The following is a 23,752-nucleotide window of genomic DNA, read 5'->3' as shown; positions in this document are numbered from 1 at the left end:
CGCTTTGCAGGCTGCCTTCCGGTGCCGGCAGGGCCTTGCGGTCGATTTTGCCGTTTGGTGTCAGCGGCATCTGCTCCAGCTGGATGAAATACGACGGCACCATATAGCTTGGCAGCTCCCGGCCCAGCTCACTTCTCAGCTCGCTGGCACCCATCTCCTGCCCGGCCACGTAGTACGCCACCATGTGTTTTTGTCCCGTTTCATCCGCTCGTGCCGTAACGACAGCTTCTCGTATGGCCTCCACTTTTAGCAGCTGCGCTTCCACCTCGCCCAGCTCAATCCGGTACCCCCGGATTTTCACCTGATGGTCAATCCGGCCCAAATATTCGATGTTGCCATCTGGCATCCATCTTGCCAAATCGCCTGTACGATACATTCGCTCATAGCCTGCTTCGCCACCCGCAAACGGATCGGTAACAAATTTCTCGGCTGTCAGTTCCGGTCGGTTCAGATAGCCGCGGGCTACACCAACACCGCCGATGCACAGCTCGCCTGCAACCCCGATCGGCTGCAATTGTTCCGTGCCTTCCTTGACGATGTACAGACGAATGTTCTGAATCGGTTTTCCGATCGGAATGACAGCATAGTCCTCTCCTGGCTCGCAATCGAAGTACGAGACGTCCACCGTCGCTTCTGTAGGGCCATACAAGTTGATAAGCTTCGCTCCAGCTAGGCTCGACACAAGCCGCTGGAACCGAGCCACATGCTGTGGCGGCAACGCTTCGCCGCTGGCAAATACATGGCGCAGCGTGCCCAGCTTCGCCTGTATCACTTCCCGTGGCTGTTGCTCCACGTACTCCAGGAACACATGCAGCATAGCAGGCACAAAGTGCATGGTGGTTACTCCATCGCGGGCAATTGTGTCGACGATGTCCTCCGGATTCTTTTCCCCGCCAACGGGCAGCAGGCTCACCTTCGAGCCAACCATCGACCACCAGAACAGCTCCCACACCGACACGTCGAACGTGAAGGCCGTTTTTTGCAGGATCGTATCCTCTGCACTCAAGCCGTAACGATCATGCATCCATAAAATTCGGTTGAGAACTGAATGATGCTCCACCATCACGCCCTTCGGTTTTCCGGTCGAACCGGAGGTGTAGATGATATAGGCTACATGGTGCGACCCGCTCAGCGGCTCCAGATTCGAGCCATCCTCGTGGTACATCTCCTGGCCATCCTGCTCTGGACGATCCAGATCCAGATCCAGCGCCAGCACCTTGCCATCGAAGCTCAAGGGCGCTTGCTGGGCCAAACGCGCTTGCGTCAGCACCAGTTTCGCTCCCGAGTCCTCCAGCATGAAGCGGATGCGGTCCGCCGGGTATTCCGGATCAATCGGCATGTAGGCTCCGCCTGCCTTGAGGATCGCATAGATGCCTACGATCATCTCCAGCGAGCGCTGCACCAGAATGCCTACCGGCTGATCCGGCTGAACTCCTTCTGCACGCAGCGTCCGGGCCAGACGGTTCGCACGCTCATTCAGCTCAGCATAGGTCAACGATTCTGCTCCGCACAGCACCGCTACTTGATCCGGCGTATTCGCTGCCTGCTGCTCGAACAAGGAGCTTAACGTTTGATCCTGCGGATAGGCTGCCGCCGTATCTCCCCACACCTGAACGATCTGCGTCTGTTCTTCCGGTGTCACCAGTTCCAGCTCATTCACACGGATATGGGGATTGTTGATCATTTGTTCAATGACATGCAGTACATGTCCCTGCATACGCTCTATCGTAGACCGATCGTATACGTTCGCGTTATATCTGAACATGATGCGGAAAATTTCATCTGGCATCACAACCAAGTCCAGATCATAGTTCGTTTGCTCAACAACCTCTACATTCGTAATTTCAAATGCAGACGGACGAACCTCGCCGAGCTGCTCCACTTGCTGCTCGACCGGATAGTTCTCAAATACCATAATGTGGTTAATTAAATTTTGCTTCTGCTCGGTCAGCGCCTGAATTTCATACAGCGGGAAGCTGTCATATGCGCCCGAGGTCAGTGCTTGCTCCTGCGTTTTCCGCATCATTTCCACAAAAGTGGCATTCCGTTCACTTTGAATCCGAACCGGTATCGTATTAATGAACAGACCGATCATGTTCTCTACACCAGGAATATCCGTCGGACGTCCAGATACAACACTGCCGAATACGACATCCTCATTGTTGTTATATTTCTGCAAAATAACGCCCCACACGGTCTGCATCAGCGTATTAATCGTCACCTGCTGCTGCTTCGCAATCCGGTACATGGCTTCGCTCCACGTTCGATCCAGATCAACCGTTATTTTTTCAGCAACATATTCGACAATCTCACTTGCTGAAACAGAGGCAGCACTTTCCTTATTGTCCAGCGCTTGCTCCTTCATTGAAGCATCCGAACCAGGCAACAACGTCTGCTGCTCAAATCCGGCCAAATAGCTGCTCCAGTAGTCTCTTGCCACACGCTCATCCTGACGGTTCAGCCATTCAATATATTGGCTGTATGGTGTAATCGCAGCAAGCTCCGGCTGCTTATGCTCCAGCAGTGCAAAGTACGTACCGAACACTTCGCCTGTCACCAGCGACAGGCACCAGCCATCCATTACAATGTGATGGAAGCTCCATACCAGGTGATATGTCTGTTCATCTGTCTGCAACACCTGCACGCGCATGAGCGCATCCGTACCGAGATCAAAGCCCCGCGCCTGATCCTGCAGCTTGAACGTCTGAATATACGCCTGTTGTTCCGCTTTTTGCATTCCGCGTAAATCCTCAAAGGAAAGATCGCTGTCCTTGTGACGGAACACAATCTGCAATGGCTCCTGATTCCGGCCTGTCTCAAACATATGGAAGTTCGTCCGCAGCGCTTCATGCCGCTGTGTCAGCAGATCAAGGCTCTGACGGAATACAGCAACATCAAAGCTGCCATGCTGATCAAACGACGCTTGCTGGAAGTATGCGCCTGACCCCGGCTCCATCAGACTATGGAAAAGCATCCCCTTCTGCATTGGGGAAAGAGCATACACATTTTCCAGTTCACCGACAGAAGCCGTTTGCGCAGTCAATTGCTCCAGCTGCTCCAATGTCAAGCCTTTAAACAATACATCACTTGGTGTCAACTCACTCCGCTCTTTGGAGGCGCAATGAACGATCACTTCCTGCAAGCTTTCCTGCAGCAGCCGCGCAAACTGTTTCACGTTTGGCCCATGATATACCTTGCTGTCATAGCGAATTTCCAGCGTCAGCACGCCTGCTGTAACCATGCCGTTCACATTCAGCGGATGCTCTAAAAGGGTGCTGTCACTCATCGGCTCTCCACCTGTATGTGAGGACATACCGATATCACTGTTTTCCAAATCCTGATCAAATTGTCCCAAATAGTTAAAACTGATTTCAGGCTGCAAGGTTAAGAAATGCTCGGCATCATCCTGAGACAAATATTTCAAAATGCCGTAGCCAATACCCTTATACGGGACATGGCGCAGGTCTTCCTTCACCCGTTTGATCCGCTGCCCTACTTCTGCCTTTCCGTCAACATCGAGCAGCACCGGATACTGGCTTGTAAACCAGCCCACTGTACGTGTGATGTCGATATCCGGAACGATGGCTTCCCGGCCATGACCCTCCAGATTGACCAGTACGCGCTTCTGACCGCTCCAGTTGTACAATGCCGTACCGAGTGCAGTTAACAGCAGGTCATTGACCTCCGTGTTATACGCACGGTGTGCATCCTGAAGGAGCAGTCGTGTTTCCTGCTCGTTCCAGGCCACCGTTACAGTCTCACTGTCTCTCAGCGGATAATGCGGTCCTTCCGCTCTCTCGTGATCCTTAGGCAACGATGCGAATTCTATTTTGGCAAGACGCTGCCAGTATTCGCGTTCATTTTCGATGGCCGGACTATTCGCATATTGAGACAACCGCTCAGCCCAAGCGGAGAACGAGTCCGTTTTATATGGCAGACGAATTGCTTCTCCCCGAACCGCCTGCTCATATCCGGTGGCAAAATCCTCAAACACAATCCGCCATGAAATGCCGTCTACCACCAAATGGTGAATCGCAATCAGCAAATGATCTCCATCTATGCAATGGAACAGTCCCAGCTTGACCAGTGGTCCCTCTTCCAAACGAATGGAGCTTTGAATGGCATTCGCTTTCACTTCTATGGCGTTCACCACGTCCGCAGTGTCTTCGAAGCCCGTCAGATCAACAACATCCAGACTGTACAGCTGACCTTCATTCAAGTCACGATTCCAGGCTTCGTAGCCCTGTTCAGTCTGACGGAAGACCATACGCAAGGCATCATGATGTTCGGCAACCTTGGTCACCGCTTGATGCAATGCGTCTACATTGAAGCCTTCCGCTCTATGCAGCATGACCGACTGGTTGAAATAATGCGGCTCTGCTGATGATTGTCCAAAGAACCATTGCTGAATCGGGGTCAATTTAACTGCCCCAGAAACTACCCGCTGATCAGCAGTGCGGCTGACCTTATGCACATGTCCGCTTAGCAGCAATATGGAAGGATATTGGAACAAATCCTTCATTTCCAGCTTGTAGCCAGCTTGCAGCAAACGGGAGGATACCTGGATGGCCTTGATCGAATCGCCGCCCAGATCAAAGAAATTATCCAAAATCCCGACTCTCTTCGTGCCCAGCACGGCCTGCCAAACGGAAACCAGCGTCTGCTCCAGCGATGTGCGCGGCTCTACATAATTCGCTCCACTTTGCAGGCTGCCTTCCGGTGCCGGCAGGGCCTTACGGTCGATTTTTCCATTTGGTGTCAGCGGCATCTGCTCCAGCTGGATGAAATACGAAGGCACCATGTAATTTGGAAGCTCCTCGCCCAGCAGGCCACGCAGTTCGCCTGCACTCACTTCCCGCTCGGCCACATAGTACGCCACCAGTTGATTTTGCCCCTGCTCGTCAGCCTGTGCCAGTACGATGACTTCTTGCACGTCTTCCACTTTCAGAATTTGTGCCTCGACCTCGCCCAGTTCGATCCGGTAGCCGCGGATTTTTACCTGATGGTCGATCCGGCCCAAATATTCGATGTTGCCGTCCGGCATCCATCTCGCCAAGTCACCTGTACGGTACATCCGCTCATAGCCCGCTTCTCCAGTTGCAAACGGATTCGGTACAAATTTCTCGGCCGTCAGCTCCGGACGATCCAGATAGCCGCGGGCCAGACCCGGACCGGACACGCACAGCTCACCCGCTACGCCCACCGGTGCCAGATGTCCATGTATATCCACCATGTATACCCGGTGGTTCGGCATCGGACGTCCGATGGAAATCAGTTGTCCTGCTCTCGCATCCTCGGACACCGGCCAGATCGACGTCGCGACCGAGTTTTCGGTCGGACCGTAGCCGTTATAGTACGCTACTTGATCCTTCCACTTATATACCAGTTCTGTCGACGAAGCGGAACCGGCCGTGAACAGAATGCGCAGGCTCGGCATCCGCCCCGGCTCCAGATACACCGCATAGGTTGGCGGCAGGGCAGCTACGGTAATCCGGTGATCCGACATGTATTGCTCAAACCGCTCATAGTTCAAAATCGTCTCTGACGTTGGCACGTATAACGTTGCTCCACAGAACAGCGCCTGGAAGATTTCCCAGCAAGCCGCATCAAACGAGTAGCTGGCGAACAGCAGTGTATGATCCGACGTACTGATCTGAAGCGTCTGATCAAAATACGTTTTCAGATTGCATAAACCGTGGTGCTCCAGCATAACACCCTTCGGCTGTCCCGTTGTGCCCGACGTATAGATCACATACGCCAGATCGTTCGGACCGGACAACGGCTCCGGATTGGAACCATCCTCGTGGTACACGTCCTGCGCTCCATCCAGGACCAGCATGCGGCCATCAAACGCGGCTTTGTCCACCAAATGGCTTTGCGTCAACAGCAGCTTCGCTCCCGAGTCGTCCAGCATGTAGCGGATACGTTCCTCTGGATACGTCGGATCAATAGGGACATATGCACCTCCGGCCTTCAAAATCCCGAAGATGCCCACAATCATATCCACCGAACGCTCGGTCATCAGACCCACCAGATGATCTTTCGTCACGCCTTGTCTGCGCAAGGTACGCGCCAGGCGGTTGGCTCGTTCGTTCAGCTCGCGATAGCTCAGCCGCTCTCCTTCAAAGAACAACGCTGCCTGCTCTGGTGTCTGCGCTGCTTGCGTCTCGAACAAGCCGTGAATCGTTTGCTCGCTTGGATACGCTGCCGCCGCATTGCCCCAAACCTCGATGATTTGCTCACGCTCCTGCGCGGTTACCATATCCAGCTCATGTACCCGAACATCCGGGTTCGTTACCACCTGCTCCAGCAGCTGCACCAGATGGCCGCGAATTTGCTCTACACTTTCACGTTCAAAGGCCAATGCATTATAACCAAAGCTCATATGAATGGTGTTCCCCGGCAGCACCACCAGGTTGAAGTCATAGTTGGTCTGCTCGACAGACTCAACTCCTGTAATGCTGAAGCCGGATTGTTGGCCGTTGCCTAATTGCTCAATATGTTCATCCACCGGATAGTTTTCGAAAATAAGAATATGATTGATCAAATCCTGCTTGAGCTCCGACAACCCCTGAATTTCATACAGCGGGTACGTATCGTAGGCACGGGACGCAATGGATTGCTGCTGATTTTGCTTCATCACGTCCGAGAACAAGCTGCCCTCTTGAGTGCTGATGCGTACAGGGATCGTATTGATAAACAGACCGATGATGTGCTCCACATTCGGAATTTCTGCTGGACGTCCGGATACTACACTGCCAAACACCACATCATTCGTGCCGTTATATTTTTGCAGCAAAATGCCCCACACGGTCTGCATCAACGTATTGATGGTTACCTGATAACGCTTGGCTACTCGCTGAATGCCAGCCGTTAGTTCCACACCCAGGTCAAAGTCCAGACGCTCTGCCTGATACCCCGTTTTGCCCTGAATTTTTGCCTGTGGCAAGCGAGACTGTTCCTCGTACCCTTCCAGAACCTTGCTCCAGTAACCGGACGCAGCCTGACGATCCTGCTGCTCCAGCCATTCGATATATTGACTGTATGGTGTTACAGGTGCCAGCTCCGGCTGCTTATGGGCCAGTATCGCAAAATAGCCCGCAAACACTTCGCCTGTCACCAGCGACAAGCACCAGCCATCCATCACGATATGATGGAAACTCCATACAAAACGGTACGAATCCTCACCTGTGCGCAAAACAGCGACACGCATCAATGCATCCTGCGCCAGATCAAAGCCTCTCTGCTTGTCTTTGCGTGCAAATTCGAGGATATAATCATTTTGTTTCACTTCCTCCATATCCCGCAAATCCTCAACATACAGCTCACTGCGCTTATTCTTGTACACGACCTGAAGCGGTTCATCCTTCCAGCCGCTGTAGAAATTCGTACGCAGTGCTGTATGCCGCTGCACCAATAGATCCAAACTTGCCGCAAACGCAGCCATATTAAAGGGTCCTTGCAAATCAAAGGATGCCTGTTCAAAATACGCCCCTGATTGTGAATCCATTAGATTGTAAAAGAGCATGCCCTTCTGCATTGAGGTCAGTGCATATACATTTTCCAGTTCGCCAGCATGGGCAGCCTGGTCTGCAATTTGCTCCAGCTCCCCAATCGTCAGGCCTTTGTAGGACACATCACTCGGGGTCAGCTCCGGCTGTTCCTGAAGGGCGCAATGCGCAATTACCTCTTGCAGGGCGGAATGCAGCAATCCCGCCACCTGTTCCAGCGTTTCCTTGCGATACTGCTTGCGGCTGTAAGCGATCGTCAAGCGCAGCGTGCCTTCCGAGATCATTGCGTTCAAATCCAGCGTGTACGGTAAACGGGAATGTGCATCCTCTGTCTCGCCTGCACTATAAGGTGACAACGTAATTCCGTTGTTTTGCAAATCCTCGTCCACCTGACCCAAATAGTTAAAGCTGATTTCCGGCTCTGTTGCGGTCGTACACCCTTTATCAGCAGTGGACGTAGGGGACAGGTAACGCCAGATGCCATAGGTCAGCCCTTTATGCGGAATCCGGCGCAGGCCTTCCTTCGTTTCTTTGATCCGCTCTGCCAGGGTCATGTCCTTGCCTGTCTCCAGCACCACCGGATACAGGCTCGTAAACCAGCCGATCGTACGTGTGACATCCACCTCTGGCAAAATGGCTTCCCGGCCATGGCCCTCCAGGTTCACCAGGACCTGGTCTGCACCTGTCCAGTTATGCAGCGCCAGTCCCAGCGCGGTCAGCAGCAAATCATTGACCTCGGTGTTGTAGGCTCGATGGGCCTGCTTCAACAGCTGCCGGGTTTCGTCTTCGCTCCACTCCACCGTCAGCACTTCACTGTCAGCATTCAAGGAGCCTTCATAGACAAAATCCTTAGGCAGCGAGGCAATCGTGGCTTTGACCTGCTCTACCTGCTCCCAATAGGACGCATCCGATACAGTCGCAGAACGGTGAGTATAAGCCATCAACTCGCGTGCCCACGTTTGGAAGGAATCCGTTTTATAAGGCAATCGTACGGGCTCACCCTTCATCGCTTGCTCGTAGCCTGTAGCGAAATCCTCAAACAGAATCCGCCACGACACCCCGTCCATTACCAAATGGTGAATGGCTATCAGCAGATGATCGCCTCCGGTTGTGCGGAACAGTCCGAGCTTGACCAACGGTCCCGCGGACAGGTCGATGCTGCTTTGGATCTCCGTTGCTTTCGCCTCCAGCGCCTCCGCATAAGTCGTCCGTTTACGGTAGTCCACGGTCTCCAGCGTATACAACGCGCCTTCCTCCACACGGCGTATCCAAGCTGCGTAACCTGAGGCATTCGGACGGAAAACCGCACGCAGCGCATCATGATGCTGCACGATGTGGTCCATCACCTGACGAACCGCTGCCTCCTTAAAGCCTGTGGCGCGATAGAGCATAACCGCCTGATTAAAGTGCTGCGGACGCTCGCGCTCCTGGGCAAAGAACCAGTGCTGGATCGGCAGCAGCGCCGTTTCCCCGCTCACTTCTCCTTGGTCTGCCACGCGGCTCACTTCGTGCATATGCGGTGCCAGCCCAGCGATTGTTGGATATTGGAACAAATCCTTCATATCCAGCTTGTAGCCGGTCTGGAATACACGGGATGCGATTTGAATCGCTTTGATGGAATCGCCGCCCAGATCAAAGAAATTGTCCAAAATACCGACCGTCTGCACGCCCAGAACGGCCTGCCAGACCGCTACCAAAGCCCGTTCCGGCGCGGTGCGCGGCTCGGCATAGTCGGCTCCGCTTTGCAGGCTGCCTTCCGGTGCCGGCAGGGCCTTGCGGTCGATTTTGCCGTTTGGTGTCAGCGGCATTTGCTCCAGCTGGATGAAATACGACGGCACCATATAACTTGGCAGCCCCTGCCCCAGCTCATATCTCAGCTCACCGGCTCCAAGCTCTTGACTCGCGACGTAGTACGCCACTAGTTGTTTTTGGCCGGTTTCGTCCGCACGGGCCATGACTACAGCTTCTCGTACTGACTCCACATTGAGCAGCTGCGATTCGACCTCGCCCAGTTCGATCCGGTAACCCCGGATTTTTACCTGATGGTCCATCCGGCCCAAATATTCGATGTTGCCATCCGGCAACCATCTCGCCAAATCGCCTGTACGGTACATCCGCTCATAGCCTGCTTTGCCTCCGGCAAACGGATTATTCACAAATTTCTCTGCCGTCAGTTCTTCGCGTTTCCAATAACCATAGGCCAATCCTTCCCCTGCAATACACAACTCGCCCGGTACACCGACCGGCTGCATTCTCCCATTCGCATTCAGGATATATATTTGTGTATTGGCGATAGGACGTCCAATATTGATTTGCCTAGCATGCGTCAGTTCCTGTACGGCTGACCAAACCGTCGTTTCTGTAGGTCCGTACATGTTATATATACGGGGACCGTTTATTTCTTGCAGCGCTGCCAGCAGCTTGGACGGAAGTGCTTCACCCCCGACCATAATTTCCTTCACGCTGCGCAGCGCGCGGGAACCTGCTTCATGACCCAGCAGCATTTGCAGCCGCGATGGTGTCATTTGCAACATGTCAATATGATGATGAGCAATCAATTCGACAAGCGCCTGAGGATCTGTCTGATGCTGGCGGTCGCCAAGCACAACCGTCATTCCACCCAACAGTGGCAGGATGGTTTCTAAGACAAAGATATCGAATGAAATGGTCGTGAGTGACAAAATGGTTTTGTCCGCTTCAAAGTTGATGATCTCGCGCATCCCTGTGATAAAGTTGAGTACCGAGCGATGTTGGAGCATAACTCCTTTCGGGTTCCCAGTCGATCCTGAGGTATAGATGACGTAAGCCAAATGCTCTGGGCGGGCAATCGCCCCCAGGTTGGCGCTTTCTCCCTGATACAATTCCGCATCCTCTAGAAACATGGCATTGGCGTTGCACTGGTGCTTTTCTGCCAGATCACGACTGGTCAGCAGCACTGCGGCCTCGCTGTCTTCCAGCATGTATTTAATGCGAGTTGACGGAAATTCGGGATCGATCGGCACATAAGCACCGCCTGCTTTTAGCACCGCCAGGAGACCGACGATCATTTCCACTGAGCGCTGCACCATCAAGCCGACCAGTTTGTCAGGTCCTACGCCCTGTGTTTGAAGCATTCGTGCCAATGAGTTGGCCCGTTCATTCAGCTCCCGATAAGTCAGACTCTGATTTCCAAACACCAATGCCACCTGATCCGGTGTCCGTGCCGCCTGTTCCTCGAACACCACACTTAACGTCTGATCCTGCGGATAGGCTGCCGCCGTATCTCCCCACACCTGAACGATCTGCGTCTGTTCTTCCGGTGTCACCAGTTCCATCTCATTCACACGGATATGCGGATTGTCCACAATTTGTCCGATGACATGGTCGATATGGCCTTGGATACGCTGCATGGCTGAACGGTTATAAACCAGGGCATTGTACTCAAACAAGATGGAAATATCCTCGTCAGGCACTACAACCAGGTTAAAATCAAAGTTGGTTTGCTCTGCAATAGCCACGTTTGTTATGGACAAACCAACCTCTGTACCTGTCTCGCCGGAGCCGGTCGCCTGGCTGATCTGCTGACCGATCGGGAAGTTTTCAAATATCATAATATGATGAATCAGGTCTTGCTTCTGTTCGGTCAGCGCCTGTATTTCGTACAGCGGGAACGTGTCATATGCACCGGAGGCCAAAGCCTGCTCCTGTGTACGCTGCAATATTTCAGCGAACGTAGCATCCTGCTCACTGTCGATGCGAACCGGAATCGTATTGATGAACAACCCGATCATGTTTTCCACACCCGGAATTTCTGCCGGACGCCCGGATACAACACTGCCAAACACAACATCCTGATTATTATTGTATTTCTGTAAAATAACGCCCCAGACGCTTTGCAGCAGTGTATTAATCGTTACCTGTTGCTGCTTCGCAATTTCGTTCAGTACTGCGCTCCGCTCTTTGCCCAGTGCAAATGACAGCTTTTCCGAAACATATCCAGACTGGGAGACTACACCGCTTCCGTCCGTATCCTCAGCCCGTTTTACAGATACCTGTATATTTTCCCCAGGCAACACGGTCTTCTGCTCAAAGCCAGCCAGATAGCCGCTCCAATAACGGGTCGCTTCCTGCGCATCCTGCCGTTCCAGCCATTCAATATAATGGCTATACGGCTTGACAGGTGCCAACACCGGCTGCTTCTTCTCCTTCAGGGACAAATATGCACCGAACACTTCTTCTGTCACTAACGACAAGCACCAGCCGTCCATCACGATGTGATGGAAGCTCCACACAAAACGGTATGAGCTATCTGCCGTTCGGAAGACAGCAACGCGCATAAGCGCATCCTTGCCTAAATCAAAGTTTTGAGCTTTATCCCGAGCCGCAAATTCAGCTGTCGCGTCTTTACGCCCTCTGACATCCTCATAATGGAAGACCGGCTTTTTATGGCGGTAGACAATCTGCAGCGGTTGACCATGCCAGCCACTATAGAAGTTCGTCCGCAATATCGCATGCCGGCTTATCAGCAAATTCAGACTTGTCTCAAATACATCCGGCTCGAAATGTCCTTCCAGCTCAAACGTCGCCTGTTCAAAATACACGCCTGATTCTGCATTCATCAGACTATGGAACAGCATACCCTTTTGCATTGGCGTTAACGGATATACATTCTCCAATTCTCCAACGTCTTTGGTCTGCTTCATAATGGTGGCTAATTGCTCCAGCGTCAGGCCTTTTAACAGTACATCGCTTGGAGTCAATTCAGTCCGCTCCCGTGTGACACAATGCTCGATAATTTCAAGCAGGTTTGCTTTTAATAAGTCAGCCAGCATTTGAATCGTGTCCTTGCGGAAGGCCTTGCCGTTATACCGAATGTCCAGCTCCAGTTTGCCGTTCGTTACGAGACCACCCACATCAAGAGCATATTTCATCTTCGTCCGATCACTGACGACCGATCCAATCGGAAAAGGGGACATACGAGTATCACTGTTGTGCAAGTCCTGATCAAACTGTCCGAGATAGTTAAAGCTCACTTGGGGCTCGGCGTAACCTGCACCGGTTTGACCTACGGCCTGACCGGATTCACTCAGATGTCGCCAAATACCGTAGCCGATTCCTTTATTCGGGATGCGACGCAGGCTCTCTTTGACTTGTTTGATGCGTCCCGACAGCGTATGATCATGGCCGAGGTCCAGCAGCACCGGATATTGACTCGTAAACCAGCCTACAGTACGAGAAACGTCCGTATCCGGTAAAATATCCTCACGTCCGTGCCCCTCCAGATTGATCAGACTGCGCTCATGACCAGTCCATGTGTACAGCATCATGCCCAGTGCAGTCAGAAGCAGATCGTTCACTTCCGTGTTATATGCGCGATATGCCTGCTTCAATAGCCGGTTTGTTTCTTCTTTCGTAAGCTTGACGACTACTGTGTCTGTGTCAGCCAAGGTAAATCTGCCAGCCTGTGTTTGATCCTCAGGCAAGCGTGCTTGATCAGCCAAAGCGGATGCGTTCAATTGCTCCCAGTAGGTGCGTTCACTTTCCATTGCCGGACTATTCGCAAAAGTGATCAGCCTTTGAGACCATGAACGGAAGGAATCCGTTTTGTCTGGCAGCTGAAGCACTTCCTGATTGATGGCCTGTTCATAGGCTGCAGCCAAATCCTCAAACAAAATGCGCCACGATACTCCGTCCACCACCAAATGGTGAATCGCCAGCAGCAGATGATCCCCATCAGCACAGTGGAACAGGCCAGCTTTGAAAAGCGGTCCTTCATGCAGACGGATACTGCTCTGAATTTCGCTGGCTTTCGCCTCGATCGCTGCGCTGAGCAAGGCTTCATCCGTCAAATCTGCAAAGTCCAGCACGTCCAGGTGATACAGCTCACCTTCCTGTAATCCCCGGTTCCATGCTTCATAGCCTTCCTCGGTCTTGCTGAACACCATCCGCAGGGCATCGTGATGCTCTGTCAGCTTGTGAAGCGCCTGACGCAGAGCGGATTCATCAAAGCCCTTCTCCCGGTGCAGCATGACTGCCTGATTAAAGTGATAGTCGTCCGCTTGCTCCTGCTCTGCAAACCAGTATTGTATCGGCGTCAGCGCCACTTTCCCTGTAACTTCGCCTTGCTCGGCTCTTTTCTTATCCGCCAGACGCAGATGCGGAGCCAGTTCCTTTACACTCGGATATTTGAACAAATCTTTCATATCCATTTTGTATCCGGCTTGAAGCAGTCTGGAGGAGAACTGAATCGCTTTAATCGAATCGCCGCCCAGATCAAAGAAATTATCCAGCACACTGATCTGTCCAGCACCGAGCACGGCTTGCCAAACAGCCGCGAGCGCCTGCTCCGCTGCTGTTTGCGGTGCCACGAACTCGATTCCGGTCTGAAGTTCGCTTTCCGGCGCTGGCAGTGCTTTGCGATCCACCTTGCCGTTAACCGTCAGTGGAATCTGCTCCAGATGAAGGAAATAAGACGGCACCATATAGCCCGGAATTTCCTGGGCCAGCACATTTCTCAGCTCTCCTGTACTCCATTCCCGATCAGAGGTGTAGTACGCGCACAGCACCTTTTGCCCCAATTCATCCTCACGTGCCAACACAACAGCTTCCCGAATGGAATCGATATTTAACAGCTCAGTCTCCACTTCACCCAGCTCAATCCGGTAGCCACGAATTTTTACTTGTTGGTCAATCCGTCCGGCATATTCCAAGATGCCGTCCTCACGCCAGCGGACAAGGTCACCCGTGCAATACAGACGGTCTCCCTCCACCCAAGGATTGGGCAGGAATCTTTCAGCCGTCAGCTCAGGACGGTTCAGGTAGCCGCGTGCAACCCCGTCTCCGCCGACAACCAGTTCACCCCAAGCTCCAACCGGCTGAAGATGGAACGCTGAGTCGACAACATACGCCGTCGAATTACGGATTGGACGACCGATCGGCACAGAATCCAGCTGTTCTTCTGTAATGTGATACGTCGTCGAAAAGGTTGTATTTTCCGTTGGCCCATAACCGTTGATAATATTCATACCCGGATTATCACGCAGTACCCGGTTAATATGCGGTGCGGACAGCACATCGCCTCCGACCAGCAAATACTCCACATCGCCGAACATTTTACTGTCCTGCTGCGAAAGCTGATTGAATAAAGGAGTCGTCAGCCACATCATCGTGATGCGATGATCCCGTATTCTCTCCTTGAGCTTGGCTGCATCCAACAGATCATCCTTGTGCACAAGCACCAGCTGACCGCCGTTCAGCAGCGCGCCCCAAATTTCAAACGTAGATACATCAAATACAAACGCGCAGGTCTGCAGCATTCGCGTTGATTCATCAAACGGCACATAATCCGTATTGCGCACGAGACGCAGCACACTTTGGTGCTCAACGACTACGCCCTTCGGCTTGCCTGTGGAGCCTGAGGTATAAATAACATAAGCGGCATGATGGCCCGCGCCAGCAATCTCCGGATTGGAGTCATCCGGGCTGTAAGACGCTTCATCATTCAGATCGACAATCTGTTCGTCAAAATAGCAGCGGTCCAGCAAATCCTGCTGAGCCAGCAGCAGCTTGGCTCCCGAATCCTCCAGCATATAACGGATGCGGTCTTCCGGATATTGAGGGTCGATCGGTACATATGCACCTCCGGCCTTCAAAATAGCCAGCGTGCCGATGATCATATCCATCGAGCGCTCTGTCAGAATGCCGACAGGCTCATCGGCATTGACCCCTGCATCCCGCAGCGTGTGTGCTAATCGATTGGCCGCCTTATTCAACTCCCGGTAGGTCAAGGATTGATGTCTCAAAGCTATGGCCAAATGATCAGGCGTGCGCTCAGCCTGCTCTTCAAACAGCTTTTGGATCGTCTGATTGCGCGGATATTCAGAAGCGGTATCATTAAATGCCGCTGCAATCTGTTGTTTTTCCGCGGCTGTGACCAATTCCAGCTCTTCGACGCGAACCTGCGGGTTAAGCGATATTTGTTCCAGCAGACGCGCAAAATGTCCATGCAGACGCTCAATACCTGCTTGATCAAAGCAGAGCGCGTTATACATAAAGCGAATCCGGATGCCTTCTCCCGGCATAACGACGACGTTCAGATCGTAGTTGGTCTGCTCTGTAGCCACCACATTCGAAATCGTGAATGGTTCCTGTCCTTCATTTCCCAGCTGTTCTACCTGTTGCTCCACCGGATAATTTTCAAATACCATAATATGGTTGATCAAATCCTGCTTTTGCTCGGTCAGCGCCTGAATTTCATACAGCGGGAATGCGTCATAGGCATTGGAGGCCAGCGCCTGTCGTTGTGTTCGCTTCATCAGTTCGACAAAGGCTTCGCCCTTTTCTGACTGCACACGCACTGGAATCGTATTAATGAACAATCCGATCATACGCTCCACACCCGGAATATCGCCTGGACGACCGGACACTACGCTGCCAAACACGACATCCGCACTGTTGTTATATTTTTGCAGCAGCACACCCCATACCGTCTGAATCAGTGTGTTGATCGTCACCTGATTTTGCTTCGCCACCCGCTCTATCTGAGCCACCAGCTCCGGCTGGAAGTCACATTCCAGCTCACCGGCAACATATTCCCCGGCTTGTATGGATGCAGGCTGGTTTTTTTGCTGCGGAAGTGTAATTTGCTGCTCGTAGTCTGCCAAATATCCGCTCCAGTATTGTAGGGACGCCTCACGGTCCTGATGCTCCAGCCATTCAATAAAGCGGCTGAACGGCGTGACAGGCTCCAGTACCGGTTCCTGACCTGCACGGAGTGCCAGATAGCTGCCAAATACCTCCTGCGTCATAAAGGACAAGCACCAGCCATCCATCAAAATGTGATGGAAGCTCCAAATAAAGTGGTATGTTTCATCCCCCGTTTGTAAAATGGAAACACGAATGAGCGCATCCTCTGCCAGACGGAATCCTTTGCCTTTATCTGCAAGGATAAAAGCTTCAACATAAGCTTCACGTTCCTCTTTTTCCAGTCCGCGCAAATCTTCGTAATACAATGCTCCGCTCCGGCTGCGGAAGACGACCTGTACAGGCTCATCCTTCCAGGAACTGATAAAGTTCGTCCGCAGTGCCTCATGACGTTGTACAAGCAGATCCAAGCTTTTGCCGAAAGCAACCACATCAAAACGTCCGTTCAATTCAAAGGTCGCCTGCTCAAAATAAGCCGTAGAATCCGCGTCCATCAGACTGTAGAAAAGCATGCCCTTTTGCATCGGCGTTAAGGCATACACATTTTCCAGCTCACCCAGATCCCGCGTATCTTCCACCAACTGCTCCAGCTCATCCAGCGTTACGTTATTTACCAGAACATCACTTGGCGTCAATACCGTTCTTTCCTGGGCGACACAATGGCTAATCACCTCACGCAAGCCAGCTGCCAGCAGCTCTCCTAGCCGTGCAATCGTTTCATGACGGAATTGCGTTGTGCCGTAACGAATGGCGAAGAGCAGCTCGCCATCCTCGATTACGCCATTGATATCGAGCGCAAAATCCATAGCCGCATTTGTGCTGACAGGCACACCGATGGAGTAGGAGGAAGGCTGCAGATCATTGCCTTTATAATCCTGATCGAATTGTCCCAGATAGTTAAAGCTGATCTCTGGCTCGGCCCGAAGCTTCACGCCTGCTTGCGCAAAAGCATCCGTATTTGACAAGTACCGCAAAATACCGTAGCCAATGCCTTTTTGCGGGATATGGCGCAGCCCTTCCTTGACCTGTTTGATCAAACGGGCGGTATTGCCGCCATGTCCCAGACTTCCATCCAGTACAACCGGGAACTGGCTTGTAAACCAGCCAATCGTCCGTGTAATATCCACATCCGGTAAAATGGCCTCCCGTCCATGGCCCTCCAGATTGATCAGCACCCGTTCGGAACCGGACCATTCATATACGGCTTTGCCGAGCGCAGCCAGCAGCAGATCATTCATTTCCGTGTTATACGCGCGGTGAGCCTGCTTGAGCAGCAGATCCGTTTCCTGCTTCGTCCAACGGACAGTTACCACCTCACTGTCTTTAAGCAGGGCTTTATCAGCGGTATAATCCTTCGGCAATGGCTTCACCAGGCTTGCTTCCACTTGCTCGATATATTGCCAGTAAGCAAGCTCCTGCTCCATCATCGTGCTGTTCGCATAGGCTGACAGATGCTCGGCCCAGGTCTGGAACGAATCGGTTTTATGCGGCAGTCGAATGGCTTTGCCCGTTTTCCCTGCGACAGCCTGTTCATAACCGGACGCCAAATCCTCCAGCAAAATACGCCATGATACACCGTCCACAACCAGATGGTGAATGACGATCAACAAATGATCACCTTGGGCGCATTGGAATAAGCCGAGCTTCACCAGAGGTCCTTCGCTCAATCGAATGCTGGCTTGAATTTCACTCGCCTTGGCTTCCACAGCCGCAGATTCGTCTTCAACCCCGCTGAAATTCACAATGTCCAGTGCATACAGCTCACCTTCCTCCACACTGCGGTTCCAGGCTTCATAGCCATGCTCTGTCTCGCAGAATACGGTACGCAATGCATCATGATGCTGGACTATGCGTTCCATCGTGTGGCGCAGCGCGTTTACGTCAAATCGTCCAGCTCGATACATCATCATCGCCTGGTTGCTGTGATACAGATCAGCCGGTTGCTGCTCAAAGAACCACTGTTGAATAGGTGTCAGCTCCACCTTGCCTGCTGTATCTTCCTGGCTGGTGATTTTGCCGTCTGTACGAAGCAAAGGACTAAGCGACGCCACCGTCGGATTGCTGAACAGGTCCTTCATGTCCAGTCGATAGCCTGCCTGCAGCAAGCGGGACGATACCTGCAAGGCCTTGATCGAATCGCCGCCCAGCTCGAAGAAGTTATCCTGCGTGCCTACCGCTTCCACACCAAGGACTCCGGCCCATACCGTAGCCAGTACCTGTTCGGCCGTGGTACGCGGTGCCACATAGGCTGCGCCAGTATGAATGCTGCCTTCCGGTTCCGGCAGGGCCTTGCGGTCGATTTTGCCGTTGCTCGTTAGCGGAATCGCCTCCAGGCGCATCAGGCGTGCGGGCACCATGTGCGCTGGCAGCCCGGCTTCCAGCTCGGCCTGTACCTCCTCCAGCCGCAGCTCCGCTTCTCCGGTGAGATATCCGCACAGATACTTGTGCCCGCGCTCATCCGTCCGATCGATCACCACCGCTTGGCGCACACCCGGCACCTGCTGGATTGCCGTTTCGATCTCGCCCAGTTCGATCCGGTAGCCCCGGATTTTCACCTGATAGTCCATCCGGCCGATAAAGTCCACATTCCCGTCCGGCATCCACCGCGCCAAGTCGCCTGTGCGGTACAGACGTTCACCCGTCACATATGGATTGGCCACGAATTTCTCTGCCGTCAACTCCGCACGGTTCAGGTACCCGCGCGCCACTCCGACTCCGCCGATGCACAGCTCGCCCAGTACGCCAATCGGCACCGGATTCAGCTGGCTGTCCACGATGTAGAAGCGGGCATTCAGCCACGCCTGGCCTATCGGCACATGGCCGCTGCCTGGCAGCTTCGACAGTTCTTCGTCGTAAAAGCTGGAGTCGATTGCAGCCTCCGTGACACCGTAGCTGTTAATAATGCGAATATCCGTGCCAAACCGTTCCTGCAGCACCCGGTAGTCCGTGACGCTGCAGCTGTCCGAGCTGGTGATCAGCAATTCCAGACTGCTCATGTCCAGTCCGTGTTCGTACACATGCTGCATAAACGGTACGATCAGGGCTGGTGTCGATTCGAACACGGTAATCTGGTAATCGCGAATCCAGCCATGCAGACGGCTCGGATCAATCCGGTCATCTTTCGGGCAGATGACCATCGTGCCGCCGTTATAGAGCGCCCGTGCGATATCGCCGACGAACACGTCGAAGGAGAAGCTCGCCAGTTGCAGCAGCCGTACCGGGAACTGGCTCAGACGGTAATCCCGGCGATACGCCGCAGCCGTATTCACCAGGCTGCGGTGCTCGATCATGACACCCTTTGGACGTCCCGTTGTCCCGGAGGTGTAGATCACATACGCCAAATCCTGCGGCTCGTTGATGTGCTCGATATCCGTGGTATCCCCGGTATACAGCGACTCATCGTCCAGCGCCAGCACCGTATGCAGACGCAGCCCGGCTGCGGGTTCGGATACTGCTTCGCTGTCAATTGGCGAAGCTAATTTTAAAGGGCTCAGGTCTCCACTGAGCGCATACGTATCCATATCCATATCCTGTTCCAATGTTTCAGCACTAACCGCCGTTTCCAGTTGGCCTTCCGAATTCGCTCCCGCTAAAGCCCACCCGCTTTCCTCCAGCCATACCTGCGCACGCTCCTGCAAGCCGGTTTGAGTCAGCAGCACCGTCACCCCACTGTCCTCTAGCATAAAGCGGATTCGCTCAGACGGATAATCGGCATCGATCGGCACATACGCCCCTCCGGCCTTCCATACCGCCAGTACGCCAACCAGCATGTCCACCGAGCGTTCACTCAAAATGCCAACAATCGACTCGCGGCCAATGCCCTCATTCCGCAACCGGCGGGCCAATTGGTTCGCACGCTCGTTCAGCTCGCGGTACGTAAGCTGTTGCTCCTCGTATACTACTGCCACATGGTCCGGTACAAGCTGTGCCTGTTCTTCTACATAAGGGTGGAACAACATTACTGCTTCCTTCGCATCACTCCACGCAGACACGCCGACTGAACCAAACCCGTCGATGATTTTCGCCTTTTCCTCAGCAGTCACCAGCTCAAGCTCATCGACCAGCGCATCCGGTCTATAGATGGCTTCCTCAATGATATGCAGCAAATGCTCACGGATTTGCTCCACAGCCGCGCGCTCAAACACCAGCGCGTTGTATTCCAAATGAATACCGATTTCATTGCCCGGCACAATCGTAATGTTGAAATCATAGTTCGTTTGCTCCGACATGGAAGCATTGGCGATGGCAAAACCGTTCGTATCGCGGCCGCCCATTTGCTCCATCCGCTGTTCCACCGGATAGTTTTCAAACACCATAATATGGTTCACCAGGTCCTGCTTCTGCTCTGTCAGGGCCTGAATTTCATACAACGGATAGGTTTCATAAGCACGGGAAGCAAGCGCCTGCTCCTGTATCTGCTTCATCAGCCTGGCGAACGTAACATCTTTGCCGCTATGAATCCGCACTGGAACGGTGTTAATGAACAAACCGATCATCTTATCGATGCCTGGAATATCCGCAGATCTACCGGATACGACACTGCCAAATACAACGTCACGGCTATTGTTATACCGTTGCAGCACAACGCCCCACGCCGCTTGCAGCAGCGTATTGACCGTCACCTGCTGCTGCTTGACCAGCCTGTTCATCTGTTCCGTCAATTCACGGCTGAGCGTAAACGAAAGCTTGTCCGCTTCATATCCCTTGGCGTGACTATCCAGCTGCTTCGCCTGCGGTAGCACCGTTTGCTGCTCAAAGCCAGCAAAATAGCCGCTCCAGAACCGTTCTGCTTCCGAATTGTTCTGCCGTTCCAGCCATTCAATATACTCGCTGTATGGTGTTACCAGTGCAAGCTCCGGCTTGCTGCCTTCGAGCAGGGCAAAGTACGTCTGGAATGCTTCCCCGACAACCAGGAACAAGCACCATCCGTCCATCAAAATATGATGGAAGCTCCATACAAAGCGGTAAGACTCCTCACCCGTACGCAAGATGGATACTCTCATCAGCCCGCCTGAACTGAAATGAAAGCCTTCGGCTTGGTCACGCTTTACAAAATCAGCAATGTACGCGCCCAGCTCCTCTTGCTTCATCGAACGCACATCTTCAAAGCGGAAATCGGCAGCCTTATGGCGGTACACAACCTGCAAAGGCTGCTCATGCCATCCGCTATAAAAGTTCGTTCTGAAAATTTGATGGCGATCCACCAGCAGATTCAGACTTTCGGCAAATGCATCCACCTGGAAGCTTCCTTGCAGATCAAAGGTCGCCTGCTCAAAATACGCTCCCGATTGCGGCTCCATCAAGCCGTGGAACAGGATTCCCTTTTGCATTGGCGTCAGCGAATAAATGTTTTCCAGTTCTCCTGCAGCAGCGGTTTGCGCTACAATGTGCTCCAGTTCTCCAGCCGTCAGTCCTTGGAAAGACAGATCACTTGGTGTCAGCTCCGGCAGCTCTTTTTCCATGCAATGAGCCAATACCTGGCGGAAGCTTTCCTGCAGCAGACCAGCCAGTCGTTTGATGGATTTTTTCATGAATGTTTTACTGCTGTAGCTGATCGTCAGTTCCAGCACACCGTCCGTGATCATGCCGTTGATATCAAGCGCGTATCGCTTGGTCAACGTATCACTAATGGAAGCCCCGATGGAAAAAGGGGACATGCGGAATGCATTGTTTTTCAAATCCTGATCAAATTGTCCGAGATAGTTAAAGCTGATTTCCGGCTCGACAGCAAAAGGCGCTTCCTCTTCCCCGATTGCAGAAAGATATCTCAAAATTCCATATCCAATCCCTTTATGCGGCAAACGGCGCAGACCTTCCTTGACATTCTTGATACGCCGTCCCACATCCCGGTCCTCGTCCATATCCAGCACAACCGGGAATTGGCTGGTAAACCAGCCAACTGTACGCGTAATATCCATATCAGGCAAAATGGCTTCCCGTCCATGACCCTCCAGATTGACCAGAACCCGGCTGATGCCTGCCCACTCATAAATAGCAGTGCCCAGAGCTGTCAGTAGCAGGTCGTTTGCTTCCGTATTGTAGGCACGGTGTGCCTGCTTCAAGAATTGCTCCGTTTCCAGGGCCGTCCACGCCACCGTGAGTGTGCGATCGTCGCGTAGCTGAGGCTTGGCCTGTGTTTTGCGGGTGTAGTCCTTCGGTAATACTGCTTGAGTGACCCCAGCCTGCTCTAGCTGTTGCCAGTACGCACGCTCCTTCTCCAATGTGGTGCTGCTCGCATAAGCTGACAGTTGATCAGCCCACAGGCGGAAGGAATCCGTCTTATTCGGCAAACGGACAGACTCTCCCCGTAAAGCTTGCTCATAGCCGGACGCCAAGTCCTCTAGTAAAATACGCCAAGACACACCATCGACCACCAAATGATGGATCACGATCAGCAAATGGTCTCCATCAGCGCAGCGGAACAGAGCCAGCTTCACCAAAGGGCCTTCCTCCAGACAGATACTGCTTTGAATTTCGCCCGCTTTGGCCTCCAGCACATAAGCAAAATCAGGCTCATTCGTAAAGTCCACGACTTCGAGACTGTAGAGCTCGCCTTCCTGTACGCCACGGTTCCAGGCTTCATACCCGCCGTCTGCATTCTGACGGAATGCGATACGCAAAGCGTCGTGATGCTCGACCATCCGCTGCAAAGCCTGACGAAGCGCTATCTCGTCCATACGATCCTCGCGATGCAGCATCAATGCCTGATTATAGTGTTCTGGCTTGGACGGCTGCTGCTCAATAAACCAGTGCTGAATCGGCGTTAATGCCACTGCACCCGTGACTTCCCCTTGGTCCGAGACACGGCTCATCTGCTGCACCCGGCCATTCAGCTCAGCAATGGTCGGATATTGGAACAGTTCCCTCATTTCCAGCTTATAGCCGTTTTGCAGCAGCCTTGAAGACACCTGAATGGCCTTGATCGAGTCGCCTCCCAGGTGGAAAAAGTTATCCAGCACGCCAATCTGTTCGATACCCAGTACCGATTGCCAGACCGATACCAGCGTCCGCTCCACATCATTACGGGCTGCGACATAGTCCTCGCCGGAATCCACACGTCCCTCCGGCTGCGGCAGCGCCCGGCTGTCCACCTTGCCGCTCTGCGTCAGCGGCAATTGCTCCAGCTGCACAAAATACGACGGCACCATGTAGCCTGGCAGCACCTGGTTCAGCCCGCTTCGCAGCTCGTTTGCCGCTACATCCGCATGGGTCACCACATAGGCGCACAGCTGCTTCTGTCCCTGCTCGTCCTCACGTGCGATCACGACGGCTTCTCGCACTGCTTCCAGCTTCAGCAGCTGCGCTTCCACCTCGCCCAGCTCGATCCGGTACCCCCGGATTTTGACCTGGGCGTCGATCCGGCCCTTGTATTCCAGCGTCCCGTCCGCATTCCAGCGCACCAGGTCGCCTGTGCGATAGCAGCGTTCTCCACTGCGAAACGGGCTGTCGATGAACTTTTCAACCGTCAGGTCAGGGCGGTTGCGATACCCGCGTGCCACCCCGTCGCCGCCGACGATCAGCTCTCCCCACGCCCCGACAGGCTGCAACTGCATCGAACG

1 protein-coding gene is annotated in these 23,752 nt (G+C 53.2%); it reads right to left on the bottom strand.

The window, feature by feature from the left end:
• A partial coding sequence (locus tag JO375_RS08730) for a non-ribosomal peptide synthase/polyketide synthase (RefSeq protein WP_322098716.1) occupies positions 1 to 23,752 on the bottom strand: 23,752 nt, incomplete at both ends.

Origin of the sequence: Paenibacillus farraposensis, from assembly GCF_020736845.1 — a bacterium.
In the GTDB taxonomy this organism is placed as follows: domain Bacteria; phylum Bacillota; class Bacilli; order Paenibacillales; family Paenibacillaceae; genus Paenibacillus; species Paenibacillus farraposensis.
The sequence above is the reverse complement of the archived record's forward strand: the minus strand, read 5'-3'. Positions and strand labels throughout refer to the sequence as shown.